The 20,407-nt window shown below is 36.2% G+C and carries 19 protein-coding genes, 3 pseudogenes and 1 riboswitch; of the genes and pseudogenes, 2 read left to right on the top strand and 20 right to left on the bottom strand.

The genetic code is table 11. The features are described from left to right. From B5V89_RS19475 to B5V89_RS19385, 19 genes and pseudogenes are all read right to left on the bottom strand, one after another. Window positions 1-162 (bottom strand): annotated as a pseudogene (locus B5V89_RS19475) (GntT/GntP/DsdX family permease); the annotation flags it as partial. A 28-nt stretch (window positions 163-190) separates the two neighbouring features. Continuing rightward, window positions 191-304, bottom strand: coding sequence for a GntT/GntP/DsdX family permease (locus B5V89_RS19470; RefSeq protein WP_181294723.1), 114 nt, complete (start codon window positions 302-304; stop codon window positions 191-193). Then, window positions 277-363 (bottom strand): annotated as a pseudogene (locus B5V89_RS20670) (GntT/GntP/DsdX family permease); the annotation flags it as partial. The gene B5V89_RS19470 and the pseudogene B5V89_RS20670, both read right to left, overlap by 28 nt. Before the next feature lie 44 nt (window positions 364-407). Beyond that, complete coding sequence (locus tag B5V89_RS19460; protein WP_108073630.1) at window positions 408-1,568, bottom strand: DUF4317 domain-containing protein; 1,161 nt, start codon at window positions 1,566-1,568, stop codon at window positions 408-410. 250 nt (window positions 1,569-1,818) lie between these two features. Beyond that, a complete protein-coding gene (locus B5V89_RS19455) occupies window positions 1,819-2,244 on the bottom strand; it encodes a hypothetical protein (RefSeq protein WP_108073628.1) in 426 nt (141 codons plus the stop codon). Window positions 2,245-2,546: 302 nt separating this feature from the next. Continuing rightward, a complete protein-coding gene (locus B5V89_RS19450) occupies window positions 2,547-3,398 on the bottom strand; it encodes a MurR/RpiR family transcriptional regulator (RefSeq protein ID WP_108073626.1) in 852 nt (283 codons plus the stop codon). A 195-nt stretch (window positions 3,399-3,593) separates the two neighbouring features. Beyond that, the gene (locus B5V89_RS19445) at window positions 3,594-3,869 is read right to left on the bottom strand and encodes a hypothetical protein (RefSeq protein ID WP_108073625.1); all 276 of its coding nucleotides are present in this window, start codon (window positions 3,867-3,869) and stop codon (window positions 3,594-3,596) included. 14 nt (window positions 3,870-3,883) lie between these two features. Then, the gene (locus B5V89_RS19440) at window positions 3,884-5,236 is read right to left on the bottom strand and encodes a TRAP transporter large permease subunit (RefSeq protein WP_108073623.1); all 1,353 of its coding nucleotides are present in this window, start codon (window positions 5,234-5,236) and stop codon (window positions 3,884-3,886) included. 58 nt (window positions 5,237-5,294) lie between these two features. Beyond that, window positions 5,295-6,173, bottom strand: coding sequence for a prephenate dehydrogenase/arogenate dehydrogenase family protein (locus tag B5V89_RS19435; protein ID WP_108073621.1), 879 nt, complete (start codon window positions 6,171-6,173; stop codon window positions 5,295-5,297). A 14-nt stretch (window positions 6,174-6,187) separates the two neighbouring features. Next, complete coding sequence (locus B5V89_RS19430; protein WP_181294722.1) at window positions 6,188-6,877, bottom strand: RraA family protein; 690 nt, start codon at window positions 6,875-6,877, stop codon at window positions 6,188-6,190. Between the two features lie 284 nt (window positions 6,878-7,161). Further along, window positions 7,162-8,175 carry a DUF3231 family protein gene (locus B5V89_RS19425; protein ID WP_108073620.1) on the bottom strand — a complete coding sequence of 338 codons (1,014 nt, stop codon included), beginning with the start codon at window positions 8,173-8,175 and terminating at the stop codon, window positions 7,162-7,164. A 490-nt stretch (window positions 8,176-8,665) separates the two neighbouring features. Next, the gene (locus B5V89_RS19420; protein ID WP_108073618.1) at window positions 8,666-9,769 is read right to left on the bottom strand and encodes a 5-methyltetrahydropteroyltriglutamate--homocysteine S-methyltransferase; all 1,104 of its coding nucleotides are present in this window, start codon (window positions 9,767-9,769) and stop codon (window positions 8,666-8,668) included. Window positions 9,770-9,806: 37 nt separating this feature from the next. After that, window positions 9,807-10,559, bottom strand: coding sequence for a cyclase family protein (locus B5V89_RS19415; protein WP_108073616.1), 753 nt, complete (start codon window positions 10,557-10,559; stop codon window positions 9,807-9,809). A gap of 88 nt (window positions 10,560-10,647) precedes the next feature. Beyond that, a riboswitch (SAM riboswitch) is annotated at window positions 10,648-10,749 on the bottom strand. 710 nt (window positions 10,750-11,459) lie between these two features. Beyond that, window positions 11,460-11,897 carry a dUTP diphosphatase gene (locus tag B5V89_RS19410; protein ID WP_108073614.1) on the bottom strand — a complete coding sequence of 146 codons (438 nt, stop codon included), beginning with the start codon at window positions 11,895-11,897 and terminating at the stop codon, window positions 11,460-11,462. Window positions 11,898-11,962: 65 nt separating this feature from the next. After that, window positions 11,963-12,919 (bottom strand): class 1b ribonucleoside-diphosphate reductase subunit beta, encoded by a 957-nt coding sequence (gene nrdF / locus B5V89_RS19405; protein ID WP_108073612.1) that lies wholly within the window; start codon window positions 12,917-12,919, stop codon window positions 11,963-11,965. 17 nt (window positions 12,920-12,936) lie between these two features. Continuing rightward, window positions 12,937-15,123 carry a class 1b ribonucleoside-diphosphate reductase subunit alpha gene (gene nrdE / locus B5V89_RS19400; RefSeq protein ID WP_108073610.1) on the bottom strand — a complete coding sequence of 729 codons (2,187 nt, stop codon included), beginning with the start codon at window positions 15,121-15,123 and terminating at the stop codon, window positions 12,937-12,939. Continuing rightward, window positions 15,101-15,481, bottom strand: a complete 381-nt coding sequence (nrdI, locus tag B5V89_RS19395) for a class Ib ribonucleoside-diphosphate reductase assembly flavoprotein NrdI (RefSeq protein WP_066232821.1) — start codon at window positions 15,479-15,481, stop codon at window positions 15,101-15,103. Before nrdI ends, nrdE begins: the two co-directional genes overlap by 23 nt. Next, complete coding sequence (locus tag B5V89_RS19390) at window positions 15,475-15,714, bottom strand: glutaredoxin domain-containing protein (RefSeq protein WP_066232825.1); 240 nt, start codon at window positions 15,712-15,714, stop codon at window positions 15,475-15,477. Before B5V89_RS19390 ends, nrdI begins: the two co-directional genes overlap by 7 nt. Window positions 15,715-16,071: 357 nt before the next feature. After that, a complete protein-coding gene (locus B5V89_RS19385; RefSeq protein ID WP_108073608.1) occupies window positions 16,072-17,091 on the bottom strand; it encodes a mechanosensitive ion channel family protein in 1,020 nt (339 codons plus the stop codon). 528 nt (window positions 17,092-17,619) lie between these two features. On the opposite strand from B5V89_RS19385, the gene B5V89_RS19380 reads away from it, so the two are divergent. Beyond that, window positions 17,620-18,201 carry a hypothetical protein gene (locus B5V89_RS19380; RefSeq protein WP_142406548.1) on the top strand — a complete coding sequence of 194 codons (582 nt, stop codon included), beginning with the start codon at window positions 17,620-17,622 and terminating at the stop codon, window positions 18,199-18,201. Window positions 18,202-18,443: 242 nt separating this feature from the next. Next, on the top strand, window positions 18,444-19,856 hold the full coding sequence (locus B5V89_RS19375; protein WP_108073604.1) for a PQQ-dependent sugar dehydrogenase: 1,413 nt from the start codon (window positions 18,444-18,446) through the stop codon (window positions 19,854-19,856). A 134-nt stretch (window positions 19,857-19,990) separates the two neighbouring features. Here the strand turns inward: B5V89_RS19375 and B5V89_RS19370 are convergent. After that, a pseudogene (locus B5V89_RS19370) lies at window positions 19,991-20,146 on the bottom strand (VOC family protein); the annotation flags it as partial. Between the last annotated feature and the right edge of the window lie 261 nt (window positions 20,147-20,407).

Raw genomic sequence — 20,407 nt, 5'->3', positions numbered from 1 at the left:
TTTTTTATAATTCGGGCTTACCTTGAAAGCACCCCCACCTCCAATAATTAATAGCATCATACCAATTGCTGTAATTGATGATGTACAAGAGTTCATTACTTCTTTTATTGGAATATTTCTTTGTATTCCCATTGTAAAGAATGCAAGAACTAAAGATATTAATTTGTTTCATTAATTATTGTATCTTTTATTACATTGCACCAAGTCCAAATATTAAAGCTATATGACCAAGTGTACCTCCTAATCCACCTTCAATTGATGTAACGATCTTTCCTAGAGAAACGAAGCAACTACAACAGCCCACTGGATTCTTTTTTTTCCGAATTTGTTAATTAGGGTCATTGCAATACGCTGTGCTCCCCAATAAAAAGATAAAAGCCGATGGGGGAAATTGTTATTAAAATCTACTACAGCTCTCCTGTTTCCAATCGAAACCCTTCAACTACTACCTCTTCATCAACCTCTAATAATAGGCATCTCTTTCCATTATAAGTAATATACTTAACATTTTTGAGGTCTTTTGGGTTAATCGTTACATTGGCAATCTTCGTTTCGATTTTAATTGATTTCGGAATGACACTGCTAGCTTTCATTTCGTATTTTTCGTCGTATACAACACTTTTGAAGGCATGTTCGACTTTGTCTGAGTTTACATTTTCTACTCCACTTGCCTCTAAAATTCGTTCGATGTCCTTGGAGTCCAGTTTAGGAGGTTCACTTTCTTCATTTTCTTGATTCTCCTGTACCATTTTATCGACTTCCTCATAAACATTCGAAATAACCTTGGAATCCACTTCGTCTCCTACTACTATTTTTAAAATTTGATCGAATGTATCCTTTTCTTCTATTGCTGTAATGATCTCTTCACATTGCAGGACATCCACGATAAACATTTCATTTGGTTGATTCACTTTTCCACCATTATAAAGAATATGATTCACATCAGCTGCATTGTCATTAAAGGCAGGAAACAGAAAACCGGCTAACGGAGCCGCTAAATTTATAATCGGATCGACGGCATTATTCGATTTAAATTCTTTCTCGATATAATCAAAAAGCAATGCTTTTTTCGGCTGATCGGTTTTATTCAGACTGCAAAGGACAAACTCACTGGAGTATACCTCATCATCCCCTCCTTCTTCCGATTCCATATCGCGCTTCCTCGTTGCCTTTTGATATTCTCCTCTGATAAAAGTTACGACTGTATCAAACTCATACTTTGCATGTGCAAACATTTTCTCAACGATCCGGAGCATATTTTCGTTCCAAGCTTCCGTAGAATCCGCATGTAATCCGTTGAAAAGAACCATTTGTGTGCTCTCTTCCACATCCCGTCGAAATTTAAGTTCAAACAGCTTGGAATCAAGCCCCCCTGTCAACACCTTTTTAAAGTTGGTTAAAAACAATTCTTGCGCTTCCTGCTCTAACATTTCGAACGGCTGGCTAACTTGATGATAAATCTCTCCTGACTCTTTCTTTACATATACGTTGAAAATTTCTCGAATTTTCATATATCTACTATTTAATTTAAATTGATTTCGAATACTTGCGATGTCTTTTTTATTCATTTATCTCATCTCCCATCCCCGATTATACTGTTAAGATAAAAAAATAGTAATACTTGATATTTTTTCAGTTTTTATACCACAAAAAATAGAGTTACAAATTCACTAAGAAAATGGAACTCTATTTTTATGCCATCCTTAATTTCATTTTTATATTATAGTTATCTATAATTTTAAAAGTTAAAAGTTCATGTTTCAATTAATAAAGGCTTTCGATTTCTATTACTGTCCTAATTAGGAAAGATATCATTCTTTAATTTAATAACTCTAAAACCACATCTGAAATCCTATGTCTTAATACTAATTGTACTTTTCTAGCTTTTATATTCAATTCTCTAATATCTTCTGTTTGCTCTTCCCAAGATAATTTTGTTTCATTTTCTAAGTTAACCACTTCATTTTCTATCCAGTTTTTATAATCTTCGTAAATTTTTTCGACTTTTAATTCACTTTTGAATGGTTCAGGTACTTGATAATGCAAATTGACAAGCCATTTTTTGAAACCTCTTTCTCCTTGGTCAACAATTATTTTGTTAAATTCCACAAGTATTTCTTCAACAAGTCCTTCGGGGAATTTTTCATATCTCATTTTTTGTTCTAAGTTATATAAAGTAATTTCATCTAAATTTTTATTCTCCATCCCTAAAAAATCATAATAAAATTTATTTAGTTTGCTCATAAAAACACCTCCACAAATAACTACTCTTTTAAGCTCGTCTAGGTTCTTATATCGATAACAAAATTATCGAAACCTGTATGATAAACAATGGTATTCCCCTTTGATTTAAACAACTCTTTTGTAGCTAATTTTGAATCTGTAATATTGATCCGGATATAATTTACGTACCTCTTCCCACTTCATTTGTTTATCACTCATTGTTATTGTATATGTTAATACTATAGGTATCATTGGATAATCAAAAACAAAACAGACTAGCAAAATATATAACTAGTCTGTCCTACCTTTTCTTCAAGATTAAGTTAACTTAATGAGTGGTAATTCATATCTGTTAAGATTGCATTAACCTTATCAAGACGTTTTTTTGTTTGTTCAGGATAATTAATTGCAAGAGCACTGATTATATAATCTGCAACAAACATTGCTGATACAGCTGAATTATGAAAAGCGATACTGCTTGAGTTACAAGGCAATACTAAGTCTGAATGCGAGGCAAGTGGCGATGAATAACTGTCAGTAATGGCAATGACTTTTACCCCGCTCACTTTCGCTGTCCGAGCAAGGTCAATAATTCTTCGTGCATAACGCGGGAAGCTGATAGCAATCACTAAATCATTTTCATCCATATTGACTACACTATCTACCCAATCACTTACATCAGCTACAACAAGGCTCGTATTACCAAAAAGTCGGTTTAGTCCATGAGTTAAGTATTGTGCAACTGGCAGCCCACTCCTGACACTCGTACAAATAATCCGGTTAGCCGACAAAATCATTTTTTGCGTATGTTCAAGCGTTTCATGTGAAATCATTTCAATCGTGTTTTGAATATTTCCAATCTGTTTTTCGGCGTATCGACCCCAAAGATCGTTCTCTTCAATTCCTTTTATATTTGCTTCAAGTCTTGTATGAGGAGCAGCCTGGTTCCGCAAATTTTCTTGGAGTCCTTTTTGAAATTCAGTATAACCTGAATAGCCAAGGTTAAATGTTAGTCGCATGATCGTTGTCGTGCTTGTTTTTACTATTCCTGCAAGTTGATCTACCGTCAAAAAGGCTACATCAAGTGGATGTTTAATAATGTAGTCCGCTACTCTTCGTTGCGTTTCTGTTAATTCGCCAATCTTTTGCTGTAATTTCACAATTGGATTTTCCATATCATCTCTCCAGACAGGTGGGTATTGTAGGAAATTTTCCACCTTGATTCATTCGAGAAAATATTATCACGATTTTGCTTTCTTGTAAAAAAACTATCTGGACTGAAAGAACCCATCGAATTAATAACACCGTCATCCCCAACTGCAAAAAAAAGAAAAGCAGACGGACCCGGTCGGATTCCAGCCTGCTTTATATTAGCGAGCTTGTTCTAATTCTTCACTGAATTCATCTGAAGAATATACATTTTCTTCGGCCACTTTTTCTTTAGGGAAATAACCGAGAATGTAACCAAAAATACCGGCAATAGCACTAATCATGAATGTCGGATTAGCAAACACGTCCCACGTTTTCACGATTAAATGACCTTTTTGGAACAGGACACCAGCCAGTTGACCAAAGACAAGACACGTCCCGCTGATTAAAAACAACAAAAGACACATTTTAAATAAAAAGGCGATAATCTTTCTCATTATTTCACTCTCCTTTAGGTTAGGACTGGTAAGATACCCATTGCAATCAAGTATCCAATCAATAAAATAGGAAGTACATAATATAAAACTAACGGAACGAATGTTTTTTCTGGACTTGCACCTGCTAGCGAGGCCGCAATAAAGATTGATCCGGAAGCCGGAGGCGATGCACCTTCTGTAGATGCAAAAACGAGAATTGCGACTACTGCAAGCAAGGGATCAACACCCGCTGATACCATTGCCGCAAAAGCGACCATTCCGATGGCGGTTAATGTAGCTGTTGATGACAATGGACCAGCAACGAGTGCAACAAGGATCGATATAAGCAGTACCATTAACCATTTAGAAATTGAGATAGACCCTATTACAGTTGTTAAATCTTCGGCAAGACCGAGATCTGTCAGTACCTGACTAGACGCATAAGCGAAGACAAGTAATGCGCCGATCGTTGAAAAGCGAGGAATTGCTTTATTTAAAAAATCAGACCAACCCGATGCTGTTTTCGGTAACTTAGTCCATCCGACCATCATGCTGATTAAAATAATTAAAATTGGGATCCACGTGATAAGAGAGATACTATTCATTGCATCTTCACCAATACTTGGATTCTTCATAAACTTTTCTGCAAGGGGGCCGATCGTGACGACAATCGGAATTAATGCCCCAAAGAAAATCAATGTTGACTTCCAGCCTGTCCTCAACGCTTCTTTCAACGGCTGAATAAACTCAGGTGAAATTGCTTTAATATTATCACGCTTAACAAAATATAAAATTAGGAACACACGATAAATAACTTGATAAATTCCTGAAATAAACAGTGCTACATACAAGTCCCCCTCTGATACAACAGCTGCAATGGGAGCGAACCCAAGCATGATGAACATCGATGCACTAGGTGGTAATGCTGCACCGAGACCGCCATTTCCGGCTACAATCGTAGCTGCTCGTTCCCTCGTGAAATTGGACTGCACCATCCAGGGCGCTGTTATGGAACCTGTCGTAGCCGTATTTCCCGAGTTTGATCCTGCAAGCGTTCCCATTATTCCAGATGCAATTGTATCAACGTATGCAGCTCCACCAGGGAGACGACCAAGCACAGAGTTCAATATTTTTACCAGACTAGCGATGATTGCCGTATGATCAATGACATACGCCATAAACACAAATGCGATAGACGCGTACAAAACTTCATTAGTAGCAGCAAAGAGGAGACCACTCCATATTAAATCAAAGAATTTTGTACCCCCAAACATAGAAGTTGCAATAAAACCTGCAAGCATTGCTTCTGCAATATTACGTTTTAGCACCAGATTCCAAAAAATAATGATGCCAATGAATACCAGTAATGCCCATATTCCAATCCCCATTCCTGCACCTTCTTTCTAAATTTTCAAAATTATTTCTCCTCAATTAGTCACTGAATTTTTATGTTGTAACCTTAAATGCCTCAATTACCTGCCGCCAGTGATCAGGCTTTTCGCCATGATACTTCTCTTTTAAATTTAATAAAGCAAGTTTTTCAATTTTTGCTTTGGCTGCTACGGACATCGATGAATCAATCTTGGCTGATTCTAGCATATCAATTGTGCCGCCAAGCTCAATGGAACGTCGAGTTGCATGAAGTGCTGTTCCCGTCACGAGCCGATTCATTGTTTCTTCAAATGTTCTGCCGTTAATCGTTTCGCTCAGTGAATCAATGACAAGATTTTCGACATTAAAATGGTGAGCAGCTTCTAATAATTCAATATACAGCCCCACGACTCCTTTCATATAAATGCTTCGTATTAATTTTGCAGCAGTTGCTTCACCGGGTATTTCGCTAACCTTCTCGATATTCATACCATAAACAGACATCATTTCAATAAAAACATCCGTTCCATTACCACTGGCAAGAATAGGCACTTTATGTTTATAAACTGGCAAAGGTCCCATCATCGCAGCATCTACAAATTTTCCGCCGGAATTGCTTATATTTGACGATATTTGCTTTTTGACTTTCGGGTTTGCAGCCGTAACATCAATATAAATGCTTTTATTGTTAACATGTGACATTAGTTGTTCACTTACTTCAAGCGCCTTATGTGCAGGTACTGCAACAATGACAGCTTCTACTTCTTTCATTAACTCATATAATGATTCTACCATTGTCACATTTGACACTTTAGCCCTGTTTCGAATAAGTTCGCTATATTCCGGCACAATCCAAAGTGGATCATATGCCTTCATCTTTCCTATTCCTTGCTCGTACAGGCCAGACGCTAATTCAAAGGCTGCCTCCCCAAATCCAATGAACCCTAAATTCATTTCTTTTCTCTCCTTTAAAATCCAAACTCTCTCATTTTTTCTGCTAGCCATTCTGGGGCAATATTGATATTATCTGTATTTCCTTGTTTTCTTCTCTCCTCATAGCTAGCAATTATCTGCAGACGTTTTTCCTCATATTTAAGTTTTGCTTCCGCTTTTATGAGTACGTTTTCAATTTTATCTTTTGGGACAACAACGACTCCGTCATCATCTCCAACAATTAAATCACCTGGATTAACGGTAACTCCCGCACAGGAAATTGGTATATTAATAGCACCAGGTCCATCCTTAAATGGCCCATTAGGAATAAAACCTTTTGAAAAAATTGGCAGCCCAATTTCACTAAGCATTTCTTTATCACGGACAAGCCCATCAATGACAATTCCTTCAAGACCAAGTGCTTTTGCTGCTCCGGCCATTAACTCACCCAGATAAGCATTTTCTGTATGCCCTTTTCCATCTGCGACAAGCACATATCCCTCTCCCCCGCAGTAAATTCCCTGATGTAAAAAAAGATTATCTCCTGCTCTCATATCGACTGTTAAAGCAGTTCCAACTACTTTCATCCCCGACGAGACTGGCTTAACTTTGTAATCCATTGAACCAGTACAACCTAGAGCATCTGAAATAAGTGTTGTATTTAGTTTTTTGGCCCTTGCAATAATTTCTTGAGACAAAAGCGTTGCTGAATGACTCAATTGCATACACTCCCCTATTTAAGATAAATGTTTAACTTCTCAAACCTATTTTTCTACTTAATAGAATGATAACGGTTTCAAAAGAAGCGAAAAAAATTTATCGATTATCATTGTAGTAAAAATAACACTTTTATTATTTTGTGTAATATTTATTATTACATTAATGAAATAGTATCATCGTTATTTAACGATGTAAATAGTTTTTTAGCGTTCAAACTGTAAAAATAAAAAAAGTCTTCACGAATGAAGACCCATAATACAAAGTTGTTTCAATTTTTCCCCGATACGCTTTATGACTTTGGCTTATTGGCAAGTGCTTTATGGTCGGCCGCTTTTGGTGGTTCTTCCAGAAAAGCATGTTTAATCATAAGGTTGGCACCATCTTCCGCATATAAGGCAATTTCCGCTGAAAGGCGTGTATACAAGGCACTTAAATCCATTCGTGCACATGACCCAGCAGCGGTACCGTAATTTGCGATTCCTGCGGCAATCAAAGTAATTGTATGAAACATCATCAATTTATCAGAAAATGGTGCAACCGTACTGTCTGAAACGTAAGAATTCCAAGGCATAGAGGTGGGAAGATCACCGTTAGCTAAGATTGAACTAAACTTTTTAATATGCTTGTTGGAAATTCCCTTTCCTTCTAAAAAAAATTGTTTGACGTCCTTATTGTGACACACTTGGGCAAACCCGGCCATCAATGCTTTTCCCATTGCGTTTGTTTGAATGTTGATGTAAAGATGTGTAATTTCAATCGCTGTTAATGGTCGTTTATGAGAACCTAAAAAATCAAATAGAAAACCTTGTTTATTTACATAATCAACCTTATCCGGACTTGGTATATGCGGCGGTCGGACATATACACCTTTTGATAACATAACTTTTCTCGCCTTATCATGTAATTCGGAAACGGAAACAAGTAAATTTCTAAAAAAATCACTTACGTCCGAACGTGCAGAAACACCTATTGCTATACCAATAGTCGCCATTGCAACAATCTCTAATTTTTGTATATACATAAGAATAAATACGTCGGAAAACAATCTCGGAGCATTTACATTTACATCTTCATCAGTAAAACCGACTGGTATTGTGCAATTTTCTTTTTTAAAAATCTCCGTAATAATGTTGATGTCGTTTTCTGCTATACTTAGGGAATTCTCGATAAGAGGATGGATTTCTTTATCCTCACAAATATTTTTAAAATATTTCATGACACAAATAGCTAAACTATCATTCATATATTGAGTCCATAGAAAACCCATTTCCGAAGCAGTAAGCGGAATATTATGTTCGGTCATTACTTTTTCACGTCCTTCTAAATATCGCTATTGCTATATTTATGATGGTATTAAAACCGAAACATTATTCATTACGGATGAGTGAAAAGCATGTCATCCTAGATGGATTGTATATCGAGTTTGATAAATAAGCGGAAAAATTTCTCTTAATTCAGAAATAGCACTGAAAATACCTTAAATAGACAGAAAAATTCCGACTATTCACTCAAAAAACGTGAAATTAAGTCATTTTTCTTTGCTTAATCGGAAAAATTCCGCTTATATACCACGATTTGAGCTCCATTCTGCTGGCTATCCGGAAAATATCCGCTTATTTTGATGATGTTTGGTTGCTCAAAAGGACATCAATAAGTAAAAAAAATCAACAAGTTGACTACAATTTTCTAATTACAGTAGTAATATCCCATAATCGTTGATATATTAGTGGAAAATAAGAGACCAAATCATATTCGATTTGATCTGCTAATTGCTTTATTTAAGTAAGTATTTCCTAACCCCATATTTCTTTAGAAAGATCCACAATATATTTCAACTTCGCCCATTGCTCTTCTTCCGTTAAAATATTCCCATGATGCGTAGAGGCAAAACCGCATTGCGGGCTAATACATAATTGCTCTAATGGTACGTATTTTGTTGCTTCTTTCACGCGTGCTTTGATCGTCTCCTTCTCTTCTAATGTGCCATGCTTCGATGTGAAGACTCCCAGAACGACTTGGGGACCGCCATTTGGAATGTATTCCAAAGGTTCGAAATCTCCCGAACGATCGTCATCATATTCTAAGAAAAATCCGTTGACTTTTTCCTTGGCAAATAAGGTTGGCGCGATTTTTGCATAACTTCCTTCAAAAGCCCATTTCGATCGGTAGTTACCACGGCAAAGATGTGTCGTTACTATTAGATCTTCCGGTTTATCTTCGAGTACGCCATTTGCAACGCGTAAGGCCAATTCGATTAATTCTTCACGAGAATAGCCGCTATCATTAAATGGGATTTCCGGAGCATTAAGACCGGCAATGTAGACATCATCTAGTTGAAGATAACGGCAGCCGGCATCATAAAAGGCGTTGATTGCCTCACGATATGCTTGAATAATATCATTTGCATATTCTTCAATGTCCGGATAAACTTCTAAGTTACGAATACCAGCATTAAATAATTGATTGGGACTTGGGATCGTTTGCTTTGCAATGGCACGGTCGCCAACTATTTCGTTAAATTCTATAAAGTCTTTTATATGTGGATGATGTGGGTTAAATGAGATTTTGCCAACTACCCGAACATCGTATCGTTCGGTTTCCTCCCCTTTAAATTTAAAGCCATGCTCTGGGATGTAGCCTTCTACACCATTTAAATGCTCTAGAAAATCTGTATGCCAAAATCTTCGACGGAATTCTCCATCTGTGACTGCCTTCAGACCGACTTCAATTTGTTTATCAACAACTTTTTTAATCTCGTCAGTTTCAATTTCATGGAGTTCCTGTGCTGTAATATTCCCTTCTTGGAAATCCTTCCTGGCGTTATGAATTCTTGCTGGTCGTAATAAACTTCCCACATGGTCTGCTCTAAATGGAGCTTTAATTAATGTTTTTGTCATTTTACTCTCTCTCCCTTAAGTATTTTTTTATCTATCATTATGGCAAAATAGCAAATGAACGGACTGGAAAACCTGTTGCCTTTTCAGGCTTTGGACTAATATTGAAAATAACCGCTCCTTTGGCTGGTAACTTATCTAGGTTCGTCAACAATTCTACTTGAAATGTATCTTGCTCAAGCACATAGTATTCACCAACAAGGGAACCATTTTTGTGGAAATCAACAGCAGCATCTGTATCAAATGTTTCATGACCAACAGCTTTAATCTGTCTTTCTTCAAATAAGAATTTTAAGGCTTCTAGTCCCCATCCCGGTGTGTGACTATTTCCCTCTTCATCTTTATTCTCAAATGCCTCCTTATCTGGCCAACGCTTTCCCCAGTCAGTACGTAAAGCTACAAATGTACCTGCTTCAATTTTTCCATGCTCTTCTTCAAACTTTAGGACATCATCAACTGATAATATATAGTCATTATTTTCTTCCGCTTCCTTCGATTTATCAATTACGATAAGAGGCAGAACGAGTTCCTTTAACTCCAACTCCTCTAAGTAACGTTTATTGCGAACGAAATGTATCGGGGCATCGATATGTGTTCCATATTGACCTGGGAACTGGAAACTTTGTGCAAAAAAGCCGTCATCATGGGTGAAAAGTGTTGTGAACTCCGCATCGTCAAAAGCTGAGAAATGTGGGGAATTCGGGCCAAAAGTATGTGTGAGATCAACCCATTCCTTCTTTTGCAGTACCTCAAATGCCTTCAAAAGCTCATTGTCTGTTTTTACCGTTGACATAAAATCACCTCATTTATAATTTTTAAAATTAAAAACCCCTCTTCTAGAAAACAGAAGAGGGGTGTATAAACGAATACATTACCTGCTCTTCTTATCTTCTAGCCTTACGCTACTGGAATTGGCACAGTACTTAAAAAAGTCCGCTGCCGAGGCTTCAAAGGGCCAGTCCCTCCACCTCTCTGGATAAGAAAATTCGAAATATTAAGTTATGGGTTTACTATACAGTTTAGAGAGGAATTTGTCAACATGAATGGATAAAATATTTGAGATAGCATGCCTAGAAAGATTAACATTTAAATAGAATAAGCTAGCTGTAAACGAGGAAAAACAGCCTTGAACCCGTATGATTACTGGTTTTATGGCTGTTTTGTTTTGTCGTAGAGTTTTCAATAATGTTTAAGAGGAACTTGATCAACAAAATTAAAGTAAGAAGTACTTCATACAGCGTTTATGAGGTACATGGTTTTCAAAATTAAAACAAGAAGTACTTCATACTGCATTTATGAGGTACATGTTTTTCAAAATTAAAACAAGAAGTGCTTCATACTGCGTTTATGAGGTACATGGTTTTCAAAATTAAAACAAGAAGTACTTCATACTGCATTTATGAGGTACAATGTTTTTCAAAATTAAAAGAAAAAGTGATTCATACAGCGTTTTTGAGGTACATGGTTTTCAAAATTAAAACAAGAAGTACTTCATACAGCATTTATGAGGTACATGGTTTTCAAAATTAAAACAAGAAGTACTTCATACAGCGTTTTTGAGGTACATGGTTTTCAAAATTAAAAGATGAAGTACTTCATACAGCGTTTTTGAGGTACATGGTTTTCAAAATTAAAATAAAAAAAGGACATTACATATTAGTCATTAAAATATGTAACATCCTCGATAAATGTATTATTTTGTTCCAGTAGAACCATGTCCACCGCGGTTTTCATTTCCAAGCGATTCGACTTCAACTAATTCTACCGTCGGCATTTTCTTCATAATTCTGAACTGACAAATGCGGTCGTTCATTTCAATTACGGTATCTCTTAGTGCATATGCGGGGAAAAACCATTGATCTTGGTCACCTTTATAAGATTCGTCAATGACTCCCATGGAATTCGTTTGGATGATTCCAAAATTCTTGAACGTACTTGAACGAGGTACGACATGTGCTTCATATCCTTCGGGCAGCTCCATCGCAACGCCGAGTGGAATTAATTTGAATTCATCTTTTTTTAATTCGATAGTTTTGGCTGCACGTAAATCTAACCAGTCACCTTGGACAATTTTATCGATTCTTATTAATTTTTCATCAAAATATTTAATCTTAATTTGTTGTGTTGACATGTTTTTCTCCTCTACTTCTAAAGAATAGCGATGGGTTGCCCAAAAAGCCCCCATCGCTAAGCTGTTTAATAGTCATAATCTGATTCTTTCATATCCTCAACAACTGACAGTAAATAGCCATTTCCCACTGTTGAGAAGAAATCGTGATTCGTTGTTCCGGTAGATAATCCATTAATAACAATCGGATTCACATCATCTGCTGTATCAGGGAATAGTGGTGCTAAACCAAGATTCATTAATGCTTTATTGGCATTATAACGAAGGAAAACTTTGACATCTTCCGTCCAGCCCACTTCGTCATATAAGGACTCTGTGTACTTCACTTCATTTTCATACAATTTATAAAGCAAAGAGTATGTCCATGATTTCATCGCTTCTTTTTCCGAATCTGTCAATTGCTCGAAACCAATTTTAAACTTATATCCAATATAGGCCCCATGTGCCGATTCATCTCTGATAATTAGCTTGATGACTTCTGCTACGTTGATTAATTTTGCTCTACCTAAATAATATAATGGTGTGTAAAATCCGGAATAAAATAAAAATGATTCTAAAAAGACACTGGCTACTTTCTTCTCTAACGGAGTACCGCTCTGATATATTTCATCAATGATACGCGCTTTCGTTTGAAGAAAATCATCTTCTCTCGCCCATCTAAAAATATCTTCAATTTCCTTTTTTGTATTGAGTGTGCTGAAAATCGATGAATAGCTTCGCGCATGCTCGGATTCCATAAATTGAATATTATTAAGTACCGCGATTTCATGCTGTGTTTTTGCATCTTTCCGCAATGCATCAATGCCATTCTCCGATTGGAGTGTATCGAGCATCGTTAGCCCGCCAAATACCTTTTCTACTAAACGTTTCTCAGGATCAGGAAGCTTCGTCCAATCAGATTTATCTTTAGACACAGGCATACGTGTCGAAAGCCAAAATTGTTCTGTCAATTTCTCATAGGTCATTTTATCCATAATATCTTCAATATTATTCCAATTTATTGCATCATAATAATTCCATTCCATCTAAAGTCTTTCCCCCCTTAAATACTGCAAGATTCACAATAGTTCGCACCTACTTCAGTTCCATCATCCGTATACGTCCTGATGTAATAAACTGATTTAATGCCTTTTTTCCACGCATAATTTCTCAAGATATTCAAATCTCTTGTTGTTTTCTTCGTAGGATATTCACTGTTATTTTTCCATTCATACATCCCAGCTGGTAATTCAGATCTCATAAACAGCGTCATACTTAAACCTTGATCGACATGTTTTTGTGCTGTTGCATACGTATCAATTATTTTTCGTTGATCGATATCATAGGCAGATTCATAGTAAGGAAGTGTTTCAGTCGTTAAATATGGTGCTGGATAATACACTTTTCCACGCTTTCCTTCGGTACGTTCCTCAATTCGTTGAGTAATTGGATGAATGGAGGCAGTTGCCTCGTTCACATATGAAATCGATCCTGTCGGCGCTGTTGCAAGCCGATAGGCATTATATATTCCATATTCCATAACTGATTCTTTTAATTGTTGCCAGTCCTTATGATGTGGAATAAAAATATCTTTAAATAATTCTTTCACTTTTTCATGTTTAAATTCAAAATCCGGTTCGTTTAAATATTTGTCAAAATATTCACCTGTTGCATATTTCGATTTTTCAAACTCATAGAACGTTTTTCCCGTTTCGATTGAAATTGCATTACTTTCAACGAGCGTCCAATAGTTTAATAGCATAAAATAAATATCCGTAAATTCCAATGCTTCAGGAGATCCATAATAAATTTTATTTTTGGCTAAAAATCCGTGCAAGTTCATAGCTCCCAAGCCAACTGAATGATACATATCATTCCCATTTTTTACAGACGGCACGACATCAATACTCGAATGATCGGTTACGTATGTTAAAGCACGCAGCATCGTGCGTACGGATTTTCCAAAGTCAGGTGAACTCATGAGATTGGTGACATTCGTTGAGCCTAAATTACAGCTGACATCATTCCCTAATTGAGCAAAAGTTTGATCATTATTTATCATGGAATCCTTCTGCACTTGAAAAATTTCCGTACACAGATTAGACATGATGATCGTTCCGTCAATAGGATTGGCGCGATTCACATTATCGATATTAATGATGTATGGATAGCCGCTTTCATTTTGAAGATTGCTTATTTCTGTTTCTAAATCTCTCGCTTTGATTTTTGATTTACGAATATTAGGATTTTCAACCATTTTGTCATATTCTTTCGTAATGTCTATATATGCAAATGGTTTTCCGTAAACTTTTTCAACATCGTGCGGTGAAAATAAATACATATAATCATTGTTTTTAATTAATTCATAGAATTTATCCGGTACGATGAGGCCAAGTGATAAAGTTTTGATCCGCACTTTCTCATCAGCGTTTTCTTTTCGAACAGATAAGAAGTCAACGATGTCAGGGTGGAAGATATTTAAATACACAACACCTGCACCATCTCTCGCTCCGCCTTGATTGGCATAGGAAAAGGCATCTTCAAACATTTTCATCACTGGAACTACTCCATCAGCAAGTCCATATACACCTCTGATTGGATCATTATTCGCACGAAGATTCGATAAACTAATTCCAACGCCTCCGCCTAATTTGGATAATTGCAAAGCAGAGTTGATGCTTCTACCAATCGAATTCATATCATCGGAAACCGTTAAGAGGAAACACGAAACCATTTCCCCCGCTCTTTTTTTACCAATATTTAAAAACGTAGGGGTTGCAGGTTGATAGCGCTGGTTGATTAATTCGTCTGCTAAGTCAAGTGCCAATTGTTCATTCCCATCGGCTAAAGCAAGTGCATTAAAGGCCAAGCGATCTTCATATCTTTCTAAAAATCGATTCCCGTCATCGGTTTTCATTGCATATTGGGAATAAAACTTATAAGCACCCATGAATGAACGGAAACGAAATTTTTTATTATAAATACTTTTAAATACTTTTTTGACAAACTTCCGATCGTATTTATCTAGAAAATCGGATTTAATATAATCATTTTCAATTAAATAATCCAACTTTTCGTCCAATGAATGGAAGAATACTGTATTCGGATTAACATATTCTAAAAAGTATGCTTTAACAGCTGCCTTATCTTTATCTAATTGGATTTTTCCATCTTTAGGCAAATTTAATAGATTGTTAAGCGTAAAATACGTATCCTCTTTGACCTTTTTACTTAATTCCGGTGCTAGCAAGTCGCTTCACTTCCTTCTTAAAATAAATAACATCTTCATCTGTTCCGCTAAATTCAAATGTAAAGAGTAATGGTTTATCATATTTTTGGGCTAAATCCCGTGCGTTAAAGCAATAATTATGATCAAAATTCAAATTACCGCTGCCAACAAAGCCAACTAAATAGTCGAGGTTATTTTTATAGTTAAGAAATGAACTAACGATATCTGTAATTTCATCATCATAGGATGGGGCAATTAAAACAAATGATTCATGAACCTCAAAAAGAGGATCCGAGTAGTTGATTTCAACAGATTCCAGCCCGGTCCTCTTTACAAAGCTCCTAACATTCCCAGTTAAGGAAAGATAAGCAATTAACATTTAACAGCTATTGCTTTCAATTTATCCGGCTGAAAACCGGTAAATGGTTCTTGCCCCTCTACTATCACTACTGGCATCTGACGTAAATTTAATGTATTTACAACGTAATCAAAAGCATTTTCATCTTCTTCTACATTGAATGTTTCAAACTCAATTCCTTCCCCATTTAAGACAACCTTTGTCATATCACATTGAGGACAACCATTTTTCGTATACACTGTTACTTTCGACATTTTATTACCGCCTATCTACATTTTTTTCGTCTATTAATATCTGATTATAGCAAGTTATGACGAGAATTTCATCCCATGAAGCTGCTAATTATTTTTTTGCAGAAATAGAAAGAAATACACTTGACAAGGGATTTTTAAGAGGAAATAAAACAAAAGTGGAATACTGCTAGTGCTAGAGGGGGATGGGGGAAATCTTTAATAACTTTTTTGTCACTCTCAACTCCAAAACTTTCGTTAAGAAAAAAATATTTTGAGAAAATTATTTTTTGTGACAAGCGATTACAGGAAAAAAACTTTTCAAAGGACCTGTAATCGTCTTGTCTATTAAACCACGTGATAGTTCTTTACCTCTTAAGATTATTTGCTCACCATTTCCAATTTATTTTCATAAAATTGCTTATTTATTCTAAAGTTTATGTTACTTTTTATAATTGCAAGCTGATTAGGATCAGATATCATGATTGATAGTTCAAATTGAAGATTGTTAGCCCCAAAGCCAACAAAATTCACAAATGGTTCCGGATCCAATAAAACGGCCGGTGAGACTAAGCTTTCCTCTCTCGCAATCTCCATAAGTGATTCTCTTACTTTTTCTGCATCTGTTCCAATATCAACAGTAAAGGGTATCGATATTCGCAGTCTAGGATCACTAAACGAACGGTTAACAACCTTTTCTCCTAAAAAGTAGGAATTCGGAACAATAATATGTTCATTGTTAACTGTTTTAATGATCGTCGCCCGCATATTAATTTTTTCCACGTCGCCAATAATGTCATCAATAAGAACGCGATCCCCGACTTTTATTGGACGTTCAAACAGAATAATCACACCAGAAATAAAGTTGGATGCAATGTTTTGCAGTCCAAACCCAATCCCGACACTGATGATGCCAGCAAACATCGTTAATGCACTAAGATTGATCCCCACTGTCGTTAAGCTGATAATAATCGCAATAATCATAATGGAATAATGTACAACTCGGTCAAATGTATATCTCGTGCCTTTATCTAAGTGGTATCGATTGTATATCCCAGGCAATAAAACATTCGTTGAAATTTTTGAAAGTCGACTGGCTAAAGAAATAATTAAAACAGCCACAATAATTAGAAATAGCGTTATATCCACCTTGCCGAATTTAAATATCTTGGCAAACATCCATTTTGCTTTTGAAAAATATAGAAGCAAAAAGACCAGGGTTCCATAAAAAGTAAACCAATTTACGATGCTTCTCAACGCAGCATGACGTTTGGGAAGCTTTTTGAGAATCGTAAGAAGAATCCATCGTACGATCAACATTCCCATTAAAACAGCTGCAATAATGATTAAGCTCATATAATTAAACGAATGAATCCAATTTTTTAATGTTTGAATATCCATGTTTTCACCTTCATTATTTAATGCAATTTTTTCTTTAGTAGATTAAAGAGCAAACTCCTTATATATTCTAGCAAATACATCCAAAAGAAGTATGGGTATAAAGTCCGTAAATAAAACTTAAAATCGTTAGCATTAAAATTTAATTAGCAAGCTTGGGATTTTTCCAAAGAATTAAAGGAGAAGATGTACAAGTTCACTAGGACGCTAATTTTTGGGTTTGATAGATAAGCGGAGAAATTTCCCTTATTTAAGAAAAAGCACTAAAAATACCTTAAATAGGCGGAAAAATTCCGACTATTAACTCAAAAAACGTGAAAATGAGTAATTTTTCTTTACTTAATCGGAAAAATTCCGCTTATTTCCCTCGAACCGAGCTCTATTCTGCTGTATAGCCGGAAAATTTCCGCTTATTTTGATGATCTTTGGTTGTTAAAAAAGGACTTAAGTAAAAAAATAGTATACCATAAAACCTTTTTGCAATTGTTACGTATAATTACTATCTAGTTTTTCAAAGAAAGGGTGAAAGCGATGAAATCAAAGTCTATCAATCGATTGTTCACCTTAAATAATGTAAAGACCTTAGGGGAACGGATTGGCATGTTCTTTATGATCCTGTGCATAATACTTTTCATTTTGACGCTTATCATTTTTGGTATTTCATTTTTCTTCAAAAATGATTGGATTGTTCATGAGATTATTCAGCTGATTAGTGGTGTTTGTTTCACATTTGTTTTCTGCTCGATCTTTATCACAATAATTTTTATGACCCGCAATTGGATTTGGAAACTATTAGGTATTTTTATAACGATTGCTTTTTTCTATGCTGCCACTCAACTCATGGTAAATGTGAAAATGATCTATAAAGATAAGATCGCTTATGAAAACAAGCAATTTGAAAGGATCGTTGGCATTCCGAAAGAGGTGGAGTATGACAATCCGGAGTCTGGTCCGAGAATGGTTTATGAAATCACGTTTGAAGATATAATCGTTCAAGCTACACATCTATGGATACGCCAAGATTATTTTGAAAAAAATATGAAAGGGAAAAGACTGGAAGTATTCTATTTACCGAACAGTCGTTATGCGATGGATGTCCGTGTGGCTGAGTAATGAAGAGTGACGGGTGTTTTGTGCCATTCTCCGTATAGATCTTGTTCATGATTACTCTTTGAACTCATCTCTCACTGCAAAATGGAAGAAAAGACTACTAAACAGAAACTGATGAGTGGCCTGTTTTTTAGGATCCAACATACAATAATCCATCCACACTCATCTTAAACAGCTTCTAATTTTCATTGACTAGTTGAACCGTTCTCATCATATTCTTATAAAAAAGAAGGGATGGGAATGAGTTGATCAAAGTAAAGGTTCGTTTACGGCCCATTGTTAGTAAGATTAATTTGCCCACTGTTATGAAAACGACTATACTTCCAGGTGATTCAATTGAACGATTATTTATTGCGACCCAGGTAGGAGAGATTTTTTACATAGGGAACGGCGATGTTAGGACTTTTTTAGATATTCGCCATCGAGTCATTAAACTAGGATCCTCTGAACCTGGTGTTTCCGGTCGGGGATATGATGAACGGGGATTGCTGGGGCTTGCGTTTCATCCACATTTTTATTATAACGGGTTGTTTTATCTTCATTATTCAGTAGCTGGAACACAAGGTCCGGGTGCTCTTCCTAAACCCTTTAAGCCTGACCCGTGTGATCCAAGTACGTTAAACCTAAAGTGGAAAAATAGAGAGACATTATATGATCATATTGATACGGTTGAAGAATGGATTTTACAATCAAATGGTCAACCTCAAAAACGAAGGACATTATTGAACTTAAGAAGACCATTTTTTAACCATAATGGTGTTAACAGCTTAAACTTTTCACCTGAAACAGGAAAACTTGTTTTTACAACCGGGGATGGTGGAGCAGGCTATGATCCATTTAATTTAAGTCAGGATGATATGGAGATATTCGGCAAAATCATCGAAATCGATGTAGACAAGAATACGTCTATCCTTAATCCCCCCGTCGTCACACGTTTTAATGAGCTGCCAGTACCCATTCAAGAAACACTTACGGTAATCGCCAAAGGGGTTCGCAATATACCAGGTATAGCATTTCAAAGGTTTGGCCATCAGTATATTAAATATGTGGGAAATGTCGGACAGGATTTAGTAGAATCAATTTTTTCCTTCGTTCATTATAAATCTATACCGGTTACTCACCTCATTGAAGCTTCTTTAATGAAAGCGACTTCTGTCGATGAGGGGCTTATAAACCTCGGATGGCGGGGGTGGGAAGGTTCTTTACCTACTTCGACGATAAAAGATTGCTCAGCGGACCCGACTTTGAAAGAGAAAACCATCGCTCATTATAATGAAGCAATAAAAACCTCAGTGAGTCGTCTTCAACCTTTAACTAGTTATTTTCATAAAGATCCTCGCCCCGATAAGTTTGGCGGAACTGCCCTAACAGGGGTCCAGCCGTATATGGGAAATGGCATCCCCCATTTAACAGGAAGCGTAGTGTTTACCGATCTTGCCCGAGTTGAAGAATCGCGGCCACCTGTCCGAGGGGTATTAGCCTATACAAGAGGAAATGATTTTAGCATTATTGAAACCGATGATCACTTTGGTTCGCAATCAGCCTATTATGTTAGTTTGGGAACAAATATGGATCAAACGAGACTCTATTTAGGTGTATATGGATCTATGAAAGTGACGGATTTGAACCAAGGTAGGGTTATGGAGGTTGTTTTGTGATTTACTATAATGGTTGACTTAATTTCGAATAAACCTCTTTAATGGCTTTAACTGAATTAAATGAAAAAACACCCGCAAAGGTTGATTATTCAACATTTGCGGGTGACTTTCATGATTTTTGTAATATTTGAATTCTACTTTGCATTCTCATCCGGTTGATGGATGCCAAAGATATTTCCTTCCGTATCAATATAATAGCCCTGCCATGCCATTCCGGGTAGTGCATACTTTGGCATGGCCACTTTGCCACCAGAACTCATAATTTTTGCTTCAGTAGAATCCTGATACTCCCACAGCTAAAGCAGTGGGGTTCTGAATCTATTGCTTTCATCTGACCGGCAGCCACAGATCATACAAAATGTATGCTTGACATCTAGGGTTGCAGATACTGAGACAATTTTCTCCAGAACATTCGCTGTCAAAGAAACATTCGTTTCCATTAACGACAACATCTTTCGGCTCTCACGAGTTCGGTTGTATCAAACCGCAAATTTAAATTCACTTAATTATTTAGGATGATGCCTGAATTAAAGATCATCTTTTTTTGATTT

The organism is Heyndrickxia sporothermodurans, assembly GCF_003055045.1.
Classification (GTDB): Bacteria; Bacillota; Bacilli; order Bacillales; family Bacillaceae_C; genus Heyndrickxia; species Heyndrickxia sporothermodurans.
Note: the sequence above shows the minus strand (reverse complement) of the source record. Positions and strands in the feature narration are given on the sequence as shown.